At 45.9% G+C, this 12825-nt stretch carries 11 protein-coding genes; all 11 read left to right on the top strand.

From position 1 onward, the window contains the following. The first annotated feature begins 40 nt into the window (after positions 1 to 40). The 11 genes from C1Y41_RS07615 to C1Y41_RS07565 all read left to right on the top strand — a co-directional run bounded on the left by C1Y41_RS07615 (position 41) and on the right by C1Y41_RS07565 (position 12825). Positions 41 to 1075 carry a glycosyltransferase gene (locus C1Y41_RS07615; RefSeq protein WP_104085191.1) on the top strand — a complete coding sequence of 345 codons (1035 nt, stop codon included), beginning with the start codon at positions 41 to 43 and terminating at the stop codon, positions 1073 to 1075. A 58-nt stretch (positions 1076 to 1133) separates the two neighbouring features. Further along, a complete protein-coding gene (locus C1Y41_RS07610) occupies positions 1134 to 3344 on the top strand; it encodes a phage tailspike protein (RefSeq protein WP_104085190.1) in 2211 nt (736 codons plus the stop codon). A 222-nt stretch (positions 3345 to 3566) separates the two neighbouring features. Beyond that, entirely contained in the window at positions 3567 to 3851 is a 285-nt protein-coding gene (locus tag C1Y41_RS07605) for a hypothetical protein (RefSeq protein ID WP_104085189.1), read from the top strand. Positions 3852 to 3854: 3 nt separating this feature from the next. Next, positions 3855 to 5078 carry a glycosyltransferase gene (locus C1Y41_RS07600; protein ID WP_104085188.1) on the top strand — a complete coding sequence of 408 codons (1224 nt, stop codon included), beginning with the start codon at positions 3855 to 3857 and terminating at the stop codon, positions 5076 to 5078. A 380-nt stretch (positions 5079 to 5458) separates the two neighbouring features. Then, positions 5459 to 6355: a UTP--glucose-1-phosphate uridylyltransferase GalF gene (galF, locus tag C1Y41_RS07595; RefSeq protein ID WP_065648921.1), complete on the top strand. Its 897-nt coding sequence runs from the start codon at positions 5459 to 5461 to the stop codon at positions 6353 to 6355. A gap of 44 nt (positions 6356 to 6399) precedes the next feature. Next, entirely contained in the window at positions 6400 to 7413 is a 1014-nt protein-coding gene (gene galE, locus C1Y41_RS07590; protein WP_065648922.1) for a UDP-glucose 4-epimerase GalE, read from the top strand. A 333-nt stretch (positions 7414 to 7746) separates the two neighbouring features. Beyond that, a complete protein-coding gene (locus C1Y41_RS07585) occupies positions 7747 to 8145 on the top strand; it encodes an adenylyltransferase/cytidyltransferase family protein (protein ID WP_104085187.1) in 399 nt (132 codons plus the stop codon). Further along, positions 8142 to 9290 (top strand): CDP-glycerol glycerophosphotransferase family protein, encoded by a 1149-nt coding sequence (locus C1Y41_RS07580; RefSeq protein WP_104085186.1) that lies wholly within the window; start codon positions 8142 to 8144, stop codon positions 9288 to 9290. The genes C1Y41_RS07585 and C1Y41_RS07580 overlap by 4 nt, the downstream gene beginning before the upstream one ends. Further along, positions 9259 to 10392, top strand: coding sequence for a glycosyltransferase family 4 protein (locus tag C1Y41_RS07575; RefSeq protein ID WP_104085185.1), 1134 nt, complete (start codon positions 9259 to 9261; stop codon positions 10390 to 10392). Before C1Y41_RS07580 ends, C1Y41_RS07575 begins: the two co-directional genes overlap by 32 nt. Continuing rightward, positions 10379 to 11425 carry a glycosyltransferase gene (locus tag C1Y41_RS07570; protein ID WP_104085184.1) on the top strand — a complete coding sequence of 349 codons (1047 nt, stop codon included), beginning with the start codon at positions 10379 to 10381 and terminating at the stop codon, positions 11423 to 11425. Before C1Y41_RS07575 ends, C1Y41_RS07570 begins: the two co-directional genes overlap by 14 nt. 2 nt (positions 11426 to 11427) lie before the next feature. After that, a complete protein-coding gene (locus C1Y41_RS07565) occupies positions 11428 to 12825 on the top strand; it encodes a lipopolysaccharide biosynthesis protein (protein WP_104085183.1) in 1398 nt (465 codons plus the stop codon).

The raw sequence follows: 12825 nt of genomic DNA, 5'->3' as shown, positions 1-12825 counted from the left end.
GGGGTTTTACGTTCACTATTTTTGAGGTGGAAAGCGTTAAATGAAAAAAGTCGTTTTGGTGATCAAAGATGCCTACTCCTATGCGGGCACCGAGAACATCTGTAACTTCATGTCAGAGTGCCTCGGTGAAGAGCACGCCGTCACTGTTTACTCCCTTGAGGGCCATGGCGAAACCTTTTACCCCTTTACACATGTAAAAGAGATCGTCAGTTTTGAAGGCCACAGCAACCCGATCAAAAGTGCCGTAGCACGTATCCATCAGGAAGGTTTCGACAGCGTTTTCCTCATCAGTATGGGCCGTCTGAGCGTTATGTTTGCGTTCTGGAACCTGATGATGCTGAAGAAAAAAACCTTTAAGGCTTACGCCTGCGAGCATATCGCTATCAACTCCTTCAGTAAGCCGATCAAACTCATGAAGTGGCTGCTGCTGCGCTACTACGATCGCGTGATTGTCCTGACGGATAAAGATCAGCAGGTCTTCAGCCGCTGGCATATCCGCAGCCAGCAGATCCCCAATCCGGTGGTGTACAAAGGCTTTGAACGGCGTCAGCGCAGCCGCCAGGCGCTGGCGGTCGGGCGGCTTGATCACCAGAAAGGGTTCGATCTGCTGCTGGATATCTGGGCAGATTTCAGCAAAAAGCATCCGGAGTGGACGCTGGCGATTGCCGGCGATGGCGAGCTGCGCCAGCAGCTGCATGAGCAGGCGGCCGCACTCGGCATTACCAACAGCGTGAACTTTGTCGGCAAGGTCAGCAACATCAATGACTACTACCGCGACAGCGATATGGCGCTGATGACGTCGCGCTATGAAGGGCTGCCGCTGGTGCTGCTGGAGGCGAAATCCTGGTCCCTGCCGGTGGTTGCCTATGACTGCCCGACCGGCCCGCAGGAGATCATCAACCACGGCGCAGATGGTTTCCTGGTGCCGATGAACGATAAAGCCGCTTTTCTGGCGCGGATGGAACAGCTTGCCAGCGATGACGCCCTGTTCTTTGCTATGAGCGATAAGACAAAAGAGACCGCACTCAAGTTTGACGGTAATCAGATCAAACAGAGCTGGCTGGCGCTGGTATAAGCGTCACGCCTTTTTATGCCTGCCGGGACACACTGACTTTGACCACGGGATTATCAGCATGAAAAGAAGAGAAGTGTTGCAGGCAGCCGCCTCCTCCATTGTCACCGCGCTTTCCGTAAGCGCGTTTTCCAGCTATGCGGCGAAAAGCGGCCAGCCCGCGCTGAAGCCGGTCGATCCGGCCAGCGTGCCGCAGGGCGATGTGCCCATCCTTACGCCGGAAAATGTCTATACCATGCCGCCGCAGTTCTGGCAGAACTTTGAAGGCAGGCTGTGGATCGGTAAAGCGGGCAGCGAGGCCAGCCAGAAAGGCAATCAGATACCGGTGTATCTGCGCGACGCCAGCGGTAAAGTGGCGCAAATCAGCCAGCCGATCGCGCTGAACAAAGGTAATTTTGCGCAGTTTATTCATGATAACGCTGCGCTGATCGCCAATCCGGCGCACTCCATGGCGGTGGAAGACAGCGAAGGAAACACGCTCTTCTCCATCACCGATGTCTCACGCCCCGGCCAGAATAATTTCAGCCAGCGTCTGGCCCAGCCAAACGGCTATCAGCTGATTGGCGAGATCCCCTCCGTTGAGGAGCTGCGTAAAACCCGTCCGCTGTTTGCCGGCGCCAAGATCAAGCTCAAGAGCTGGCATGAAGGGCTGGAAGTGGGTGGCGGTGAATTTGTCGGGACGTACGGCGACGCGCGCGATGATGATGGCGTCATCTTCAGCGGCAGCGGTTTTTACTGGCGGCGTGTGGTGGAAGATTTTAACCGCCTGACGCTGTTTGAATTCGGCGCTATCGCCGACGGCAAAACGGATGCGGCGCCGGCTATCAAGGCGATGTATCAGTGGTCACTTGATAACAGTCAGCCAATCTGCGTGCAGTTTCCGGCGGGTAAGTTCTTTGTCACCGGCTGTGACTTCGGCGAGGAGGAGCAGCGCTTTTTCCGTATCTCCGGCGCGATGGTTAACTTTGGCTATTTTCCGGCGACCACGCTGGTCTCTGATGGACGCTCCGACTTTGTGTTTAAAGTCAAAGCGCGCTGGACTGAGATCTCCAACCTCAACTTCAACGGCCAGAATGACAAGCGGCCCAACCGGCAGGGACTGTTCAGCAACACCTGTCCGGGCGGCCAGTTCTTTCGCGGCGCCTGCCTGCGCTTCAACCGCGTGGGCGGCACCTCAATCAGCCTGCTCGATACGCTCGACTGCAAAATTGACCAGTGGTATGCCGATACCTGTACCGGTGATGTTATCAAAGCGGGCTGGTCAGGTCAGAAAGCGGGCGCCTGGGATCACAGCACGGCGATAGAGCTCTCTAACTTCAACGCCCAGCGCTGTACCGGCGGGATGGTGCTGAACCTGCCGCGCTGCAGTCAGTCGATTATTCATAACGGCTGGATTGAGCACAGCGAGCATCCTGGCGATATCTCTAACGGACAGTGGATTATCGACGCGCTGAGCTTGGAGGATTGCAAAAATCCGCTTAATGCGCGCAACTCACGCCTCAATATGCGCCAGACGAATCTGCAGTCAGGCAGCTGGATCGACAACTCGCTGCAGGGTGAGCGCTGGCTGAGCATCTGGGAGATGGGCTCTACCCGCGTGGAGTCTTATGGCGTCGCCATCGACGGCAGCCTTAAATATAACTACATCACCTCGCGCTTCCGCCTGAGTAATAACACCAACCAGGCGACGTGGTTTGAGCTGGGCAACTTCTACTCGCCGGACGTGGGCGACAGCTGGGAGATTGAGCTGTTTGGCCAGTCACAGTTCAGCCCCGGCACCGATAATGCGCCGATGATGGAGGTGACCGGCGGCAAGCAGACTGGCGGACGGGCGGTGATCCAGCTGCAGCGCAAAACGCAGAAAGCGGAGGCGAGCTGGTCAGCCGAAGGCAGCTCCCCGGTGCTGGAGGTGCGGCTGGTGGCACGCTCTGACACCGATACCAAAGTCTGGGTCAGGCTGGCAGGCTGGACGCCGGCCACCGTGGTGCTGATAAAAAGCACCGCCAAAGATCGCTTTATGACCGGACGCTGTGCGCGCGTTGACGCCACGATGGTCAAAGGTACGCCAGGCAACGGCAGCCAGCAGGCGCCGCAGCGCTTTAGTCTGCATAACGGTAAAGCGGGCATCGGTGGCAATGAGCAGGGCGATCTGCTGATGGCGTCACGCGAGCTGAAACCGGAGCAGGTGGATACGCGTCAGCCAAAAGGGTTTGTGTCGGTAATAATCAACGGCGAGCAGGTTGCGATGCCTTATTTCGCCCTTAAGGGATAAATAAACGCTGCAGGGGGCACATTAATGCGCCCCAATGGGATACACAGGGGTCACATTTATGCGCCCCTGAAACCCCGTAAGAAGCTTTAGGTTAGATAACAGGCAGTTGGCATTACTTTTCGGGCGTTGTCCCATTGCAGTTTTTTTTGCCAGAGTTCACTTTGCTGCTCAGGACAGAAGCGGCGGCTTGTAAGAATTACAAAAAATACATCTGGAGTTTGTATGAGGATTTTATTGGCGGGTAATCATACCTGCGGGAATAGCGGTGATGGCGCAATTTTGCACGGGATGACTGACTTACTGCAGGCAGCGTACGCAGAGCAGGATAGCGATCCGGCCTGCTGTTATCAGCAGCAGAAAACGCCCCGGAGCCTGATGGCTCGCGTAAAGCGTAAGAGCGTGCTGGCTGACGACGGCAATGTAAGACTGAACGTAAATACCGCGGTCGCGCAGGCGCGTGAAACAGGCAACCGCATCACCGAAAAACTTCTGACTGTACTGGGGTAAGTGATGAAGTTAACCTTTTTCACCATGCGTTTTCCGGTTGCCTCTGAGACGTTTGTCCTCAACCAGGTAACTCACTTCATTGATGCCGGCTATGACGTTGAAATCATCTCGGTGTTTCCGGGTGACCTGATCAACCGTCACGCCGCGTTCGACGACTATAACCTGGCGGCAAAAACACACTATCTGCTGCCGGAAGAGAAGGTATCGAACCTCGACAAGCTCACGCAGCGTATCGGCCTGATGCTGCCGAAGATTGCCAAACCGGCGCTGATCAAATCGCTTAACGTGGGCCGCTACGGTGCACAGGCGAAGAAGCTGCTGCTGCCGGCGATAGTCGCTAACGCGAAACAGACCTTCACCGCCGATGTCTTTCTGGTGCATTTTGGCTACGCTGGCGCGCTGGCTAACAAGCTGCGCGAACTGGGCGTGCTGAAAGGCAAGCAGGCGACCGTATTCCACGGTGCAGATATCTCACGTCGCCATATTCTGGAAGAGCACAAGCAGGATTACGTCAATCTGTTTAAGCAGAGCGAGCTGATGCTGCCTATCAGTCACCTGTGGGAGAACAAGCTGATTGAGATGGGCTGTCCGCGCGAAAAAGTGCACGTGACGCGCATGGGCATTGAACCGGAGAAATTCAACTTCCGGCCGCGCGAAGCGTTTCATCAGCCGCTGCGCATCGTCTCTGTGGCGCGCCTGACCGAGAAAAAAGGGCTGGACGTTGCCGTCAAAGCCAGTGAAATTCTGCGCGACAAAGGCGGCCAGTTTGAATTCACCATTATCGGCAATGGTGAGCAGGAAGGGATGATGCGCGAACATATCGCCCGTGCCGGCCTGAAAGAGATGGTCAGCATGCCGGGCTTTAAGCCGCAGGAGGAGATCCGCCAGGCGCTCAACGACGCTGACATTTTTCTCCTGCCTTCAAAAACGGCCGCCGATGGTGATATGGAAGGGATCCCCGTAGCGCTGATGGAAGCCATGGCGGTAGGGCTGCCGGTGGTATCCACCTACCACAGCGGCATTCCGGAGCTGATCCAGAACAACGTCAGCGGCTGGCTGGTCTCTGAGAACGATGCTGACGAGCTGGCTGCCACGCTGCTGCGTCTGTCGCGCGGGGACATAGATGTGGCACCGGTAGTCGCTGCCGCGCGTCATAAAGTGGAAACAGAGTTTAACCAGCACATTGCCTACGGGGAACTGGCGAAAATTCTGGAGCAGATGGTGTAAGCAGAATGAACGTCCGGGCAGGCTATTGGCAGGGTCATTTGCATGACAATGCCGGTCACCTGCGCGCTGGCTCAGAATCCAACCGGCAGGGGCGCTCTTCACGGCGCCCCTGTTTATTGTCTGACCATCCTATGCACGTCGTATCATTCTGAAAAACGACGGTCTCAACCCCATGCCCGAATGTTATTTACGTCACGCTTTTCACCGCCTTTAGCGCTTGAATTTGCCCGGAAAATTACCGCTGCTCACCGCCTTAAATAACTAATTTTTGATGCTGTGACAGAGAGTTAGTGTCGCCTTTTCAGATAAAGATTATACTTGCCCGAGCGGCCATTCCTGCATAATCGATGCATGTCTACACTTCATAAAATGGAACAAATATGACCAAGCTTAAAGCAGTAATCCCGGTTGCGGGCCTCGGTATGCATATGCTCCCTGCGACTAAAGCCATTCCAAAAGAGATGCTGCCTATCGTCGACAAACCAATGATCCAGTATATCGTTGACGAGTGCGTGGCGGCAGGCATCAAGGAGATTGTGCTGGTCACCCATGCTTCCAAAAATGCGGTGGAAAACCACTTCGATACAACCTACGAGCTGGAAGCCCTGCTGGAAGCGCGCGTTAAGCGTCAGCTGCTGAGCGAAGTGCAGTCCATCTGCCCGCCAGGCGTTACCATCATGAACGTGCGTCAGGCCGATCCGCTGGGTCTGGGCCACTCCGTACTCTGCGCGCGTCCGATGATTGGCGACAACCCGTTTGTAGTTGTGCTGCCAGACGTACTGCTGGATGACTCTACTGCCGATCACCTGCGCTATAACCTGGCCGCCATGGTCGCGCGTTTTGAAGAGACCGGCCGCAGCCAGGTTCTGGCAAAACATATGCCGAATGAAGATCTCTCCGAGTATGGCGTGCTGACCACCGAGCAGCCTATCGACAACCCGGGCGATATCAGTACGATCACCAGCATCGTTGAAAAGCCGGAGCATGCCGCTGAGCTGAACTCTGACCTGACGGCAGTGGGTCGCTATGTTCTTTCTGCAGACATCTGGGCTGAGCTTGAGAAAACCGAGCCAGGCGCATGGGGCCGTATCCAGCTGACTGACGCCATCGCGTCGCTGAGCAAAACCAAACCGGTTGATGCGCAGCTGCTGACCGGTACCAGCTTCGACTGCGGCCGTAAACTCGGCTACATGCAGGCGTTTGTCTCCTATGGCCTGCGCAGCAACGCACAGGGCCGCGACTTCCGCGAAGCGATTCATAAGATTCTGGATAAGTAAGCATTCCCATACCGCGCAGCCTGCGCGGTTTCCAAGGAGTAGACATGGCTATTTTGGTAACGGGCGGGGCAGGGTATATCGGATCCCATACGGTACTGGCGCTGCTGGAGCGCGGTGACGACGTGGTAGTTCTGGATAACCTTTGCAATGCATCACGCGAAGCGATTAACCGCGTTGAAAAACTGGCGGGTAAAAAAGCGGTATTCGTTGAAGGCGATATCCGCGACCGCGCCTGCCTGCGCGATCTGTTTGCCAGCCACAGCATCTCTGCTGTGATCCACTTCGCTGCGCTGAAAGCCGTTGGGGAATCCACGCGTAAGCCGCTGGAATACTACGAAAACAACGTAGCCGGCACCGTGGTCCTGCTGGAAGAGATGCGTGACGCGGGCGTCTGGAACTTTATCTTCAGTTCATCAGCCACCGTATATGGTGCTGACGCCCCGGTTCCTTATGTGGAAACCACGCCGATTGGTGGCACCACCAGTCCTTATGGCACCTCCAAGCTGATGACCGAGTTTGTGATGCGCGATTTCGCCAAAGCGGAACCCAAATTCAAAGCTATCGCGCTGCGCTACTTTAATCCGGTAGGCGCGCATGAGTCTGGCGAGATTGGCGAAGACCCGACCGGCATTCCGAACAACCTGCTGCCATACATTGCGCAGGTGGCGATTGGCCGTCTCGACAAGCTCGGCGTATTCGGTAACGACTATGAGACGCCAGACGGCACTGCACAGCGCGACTATATTCATGTTGTCGATCTGGCAGAAGGGCACCTGAAAGCGCTGGATCACCTCAGCAAGGTTGAGGGCTATAAAGCCTACAACCTCGGCGGCGGCGTCGGCTTCTCCGTGCTGGAGATGATCAAAGCGTTTGAAGCGGCTTCCGGTAAAGCGATCCCATTTGAGTTCAAACCGCGCCGCGACGGCGACCTGCCAGCCTTCTGGGCCGATGCAACGCTGGCGAACAATGAACTCGACTGGCGCGTCACGCGCGGCATCGACGCGATGATGCGCGATACGTGGAACTGGCAGTCGAAGAATCCGAATGGTTATAATTAAATCAAACTAATAAATAAACCCTTCAAACGCTGTAACACTCATACAGTAGTTTGAGGGGTTTTTTTATATCGCACAGCTTAATTGTTTAAAATTGAAGCAATGTCTGATTAAATTTGGTTGTTTATTGAAGGCTTAGCAATTATCCTTGCTAGTAATAATTTGCATTATGGATGCTTAACAAATTGAATGATTTGAGCTTTTGGCAGCTAAGCTAAGGGCGGTAGCATTGCATTTTCTTAAAAATCCTTTAAATCATAGGTAAAACACAATTTTTCTTTGGGTTTTAATACCGGTCAACAGGCTTTATTTTCATTTGTCTTAAGGAGATTCGGGTTGAAGAAAGTTATAACATTCGGAACTTTTGATGTTTTTCATGTAGGACATATCAATATTCTGGAAAGAGCCGCTAAGCAAGGGGACTATCTGATTGTAGGAGTTAGTTCTGATGAGTTGAATTTCAGCAAGAAAGGGCGTTACCCTATATACAACGAAAATGACAGATGTAAAATAATCAGCTCTTTAAAGTATGTAGATGAAGTGTTCATAGAAGAATCTTTGGAAAAAAAGAAAGAATATATAATCAATTATGATGCTAATATTTTGGTCATGGGTGATGATTGGGCTGGACGATTTGATTGGGTAAATGATGTATGTGACGTAATCTATCTGCCAAGAACACCTTCAATATCCACCACAGAAATCATTGAAGTTGTGAAGTCGAGTAAAAGATGATAATAAAAAAAGCAATTGTCAAATTTTTGAAAGCTTTATTTTGTGCGATTAATTCGGTCATACCTAAAAAAAGCAATTTAATTCTGTTCAAAAGTAGACCTGATTTTAGTGGCAATGCTAGAGCATTTTATGAGTTTATAATAATAAATCATCCAGAGTTTGACCCTGTCTGGGTAATTGAAAATCAAAGCACACGTCCTGATCTTAAAACGGTCAAGCCAAAATCAGTTAAATGGTTTTTTTGTTTTATACGTTCGAGATATATCGTTACAACACATAATGAAATGATTGGTGTCAAAGGCAATAATCAGGTTTATATTAGCTTATGGCACGGCATGCCACTGAAAAAGATATGCTATCTGGGGGATTACGACTATAAAGGAATGGAAGATTACTCAGCCTACCGAATAGCTTCTTCAGAGATAATGCGCTCAATCATTTCGGCAAGCTTTAGAGAAAAAGCAAACAATGTATATATCACTGGACAACCCAGGAACGATTATCTCTTCGAAGGAGATAAAGCAAATAGCTTATTATCAGGAAGGCAGGAAAATAAAAGAATTATACTTTACATGCCTACCTTTAGAGAGAATCAAGAAGCTGAAAGGTATTCGGACGGTAAAAAAATTGAAAAAGATAATTTTTTCAGAGTAACAGATTTCTCTTTGAATGAGTTAAATTGTTTTTTAAAGGAAAATAATTACCACCTTGTTATTAAGCTACATCCATACGAAGAAAGATCACTGATTGATATAAATCTCGGCGAGAATATAACGCTTATAACAACTGCCACTCTAAGAGAACATGACGTTGATGTTAATCATTTAATGGCAAAGGCGGATATTTTAATAAGCGATTATTCTTCCGCTTATTTTGATTTTATGATATTAAATAGACCGATTTGTTTTTTAATTCCTGATTTAAATGCTTATTCTGAAAGCAGGAGTGGATTTACATTAGAGCCAGTAGAATCCTGGATGCCTGGAGCTAAAATTCATACGCAAAAAGAACTTCTTATAGAACTCGAAGAATTGGCGCAAGGGAATGATAAATTTTCAGGTAAGAGGAACGAAATATCAGAAATGATAAATAAACATAAGGATAATAAAAATAGTGAGCGAGTGTTCAGGCAATTTATCAGATAAAGAAAATGAAATACATCTGTTTTTAGGTGATGTTTCAGCAAAAGGTGGAATAGAACGCGTAACAATATCTCTGGCAAACGCATTGAGCTCATTGTATCGTGTGAAAATAATTTCTTTATATAAAGAAAATTTAGACGTAAGCTTTAATATCAATAGAGAAGTTGAGTTGATAATCCTAAGTGATGGGTTAGAAAAAAGCATGTACAACAGGAAAATGGGCCTGTTGAAAGGTGCATTTTTTGATGTTTACTACATAATAAAAAAATCCCGTAAGTTAAGAAATATAATCAACCCTGAAACAGCTGTGGCAATTAGTTGTGATGTAAAAATGACGGCACTCATTAAAAAGTCAGGGTATGAAAAAATTATAGCAATTGAGCACTTTGAGTATGATGTAATAAATAGTCTTTTAAAGAAAGCAAGAATAAAGCTTTATAAAAAAATAAGTGCTGTTGTATCCCTTACCCTGGAAGATGAAAGTAAATATAAATGGCTTCCGAAAGATAAACATTTCGTAATTAATAATATAGTTGAAGATCCTGTTATTATTTTACCCCCTGATGCCCGACAAAATGTTGTTTTAGCAGTTGGCAGATTAACTCATCAAAAAGGATTTGACTTATTATTGCGTGCCTGGGAAGAAATTGACAGCTCTGATTGGCAATTGTTAATAGTGGGGGATGGGGAAGAGAGAACCAATCTTCTCAATTTCATTAAAGAGAAATCGTTAAAAAACGCAAACATAATACCGTTCGAAAAGAATATTGCAGACTATTATAACAAAGCAAAAGTTTTTGTATTGAGTTCGCGTTATGAAGGACTTGGTATGGTTTTGGTCGAAGCGTTATCATTTGGTCTGGCATGTATTAGTTTTGATTGCCCAGCCGGGCCTAAATCAATTCTTAATAAAAATAATGGAATTTTAGTAAAAGCTAATGATGTCTCAGCTCTTGCTATAGAGTTAGAAAAATTGATTTCTAATCCAGACAAAATCGAACAATTAAATAAAATAGCTCCTGAGAGCATTGATGATTTTCGAGCTAATACTGTGCTGAAGCAATGGAAGCATTTGATAGATTGGGTGATAAATGAAGAGATTTGACATTGTTTTTATAACAAATCTACCTGCTTTTTATAAAGTAAATCTTTTCAATGGCTTATCTAAATATCTTAATATAAAAGTTATATTTGTATCTAATAAATCAAGCATTAGAAATAACGATTTCTTTAATTTTGATATGAATTTTGAGCATGTATTTTTATCTGATGGAAATTATGAGTCCAGAAATAAATTTTTATGCTCCTTTAGGCTTGCTAAAGAGCTAGCCAGTATCAAATATGGAAGGTTAATTTACCCAGGCTGGGAAATAAAAGAGTTTTTCTTTAACTCATTATTGACAAATAAAAATAAAAATGCTGTCGCTATAGAAAGCAGTGTCATAGAGAGTGACTTTACTGGATTAAAAGGTAAAGTAAAATCTCTTTATATAAAAAGAATGTCATCAGCATATCCAGCAGGCTTCTTACAAAATGAGATCTTGAAGAATGTTAGTTTTAAAGGTGATATACACATAACTCATGGTGTAGGGATTATCAATCATAAATTAAAAGCTAATAAAAATGAAATAACAGCGAATTGTGAAGCATTAAGATATATATATATTGGAAGGTTATCTCACGAAAAAAACTTAAAATTATTAATTGAGGTTTTCAACCAAACAGGAATCCCTTTAAAAGTTGTTGGCGAAGGTCCGCAATCTAACGAATTAAAACAGCTAGCGGAAAAAAATATAGAATTTACGGGCTATATAAAAAATGAAGCGCTTAGCGATTTACTACTTGAATCTGATGTTTTCATTCTGCCATCGATTGTAGAACCTTGGGGGCTTGTAGTAGAAGAGGCGCTTGCTGCAGGATTACCTGTAATAGTCAGTGATAAGGTTGGTTGCAATAAGGACATTGTTAAAAGCAATAATGGAATTGTCTTTAACAGTGATAGCGCGGCTGACTTGAAACGTGCAATCAATGATATGAGCAATTTATATCTATATTTCAAAAAAGAATTGCAGAGTATGGATATCAATGAAAATAGCAAGATTCAAATCGACTCCTATACAAAGTCACTAAGTAAATAATTATGAAAAGTAAAATGATTCGCGACTTTAGAAACTATTTTCTAGGAGACGTATTCGTTAAGGGTTTTTTGTTTATTTCGCTGCCTCTCTTATCGCGAATAATGGATCCGCAACAATATGGAAAGCTATCCATTATAAATACCGCAATAATGATAATGTATGTATTTGTGAGTTTGAATCTTCAAAACGCAGTTACTAACAGATATATGCTAAAATCCGAAGGATTCAATAACTATCTAAAATCCATCTTTTCATTTTTAATACCATTCCAGGTGTTTTTAATTTGTATTTCACCAATCATAGCAAAATATATGGCTGTGATTTTGGGCATTAGTGAAAGTGATTTTTTATGGGTTATGCTAATTTGCGTGTTATTAAGTTATATATATATATATACCAGTTATCTTCAGGCATCCCGTCAAAGTGGAGTCTATGTAAAAATAAATGTTTTATCTAAAATAAGCGAGATTGTATTAATATTCGCTTTCGCATATTTTATGACCAGCGAACAGTATCTTTCAAAAATATATGCTCAGCTAATCATCAGTACGTTTATGATTTTTTTCTTGTTCAAGAAGCTAAAATCTATTTCCAATGGTTCATTTAATTCAAGTGAGTTAAAAGACGCATTGTATTTTTCTGTGCCGCTAATTATACACGTTCTTTCTAACTCGCTTTTATCACAAGCCGACAGAATTATCATAAATAATATGTTAGGTCCAGGAGAGGCTGGTATTTACTCATTTGCCTATAATATCGCTATGGGAATGGTGGTTTTGATTATGGCATGGAACTCTTCATGGCAACCAAGATTATTTAAACATATTGAGATGGATTCAGGGATAAAAATCACTGATACGACTAAAGCCAGTGCTTATCTTATTCTTGCTATAGGTATTATTGGTATCTTTTTTTCAAAAGAAGTCATTCTCTTAGTTGCAGATAAAAACTACTATTCAAGCATTGAAATATTACCTATTATAATAATTGCCAATGCTTTTACGCATCTTTACTTGTGTTATGCCAACTTTGTCTTTTATAAAAAGAAAGCTTTTTTTATATCGTTTGCTACCATGTTGGCTATGGCGATAAATGTAGGCCTTAATATATTATTAATACCTAAATACGGAATAATTGGTTCTGCCTGGGCTACGGCGTTTGCTTACGTGATGTTAACGATATTCCACTATCTTTCATCAACCTTCCTTACAAAAAATAACAGTATTAGTTTTATTTATATTGTCATATATTTGTTTGTCCTTATGGCTGCTTATTATTTTTCTGAATTTGTAAACAATAGCTTTACTTTATGGATTGCAATTACAATAAAAACAATTTTGTCTGGTTTAATAACAGCGTTTCTCCTCAAAGTTAATTTGCATAAAAAGCTGAGCGATTAG

It is taken from the genome of Pantoea sp. ICBG 1758 (assembly GCF_002928325.1).
Taxonomy (GTDB): domain Bacteria; phylum Pseudomonadota; class Gammaproteobacteria; order Enterobacterales; family Enterobacteriaceae; genus Pantoea; species Pantoea eucrina.
Note: the sequence above shows the minus strand (reverse complement) of the source record. Positions and strands in the feature narration are given on the sequence as shown.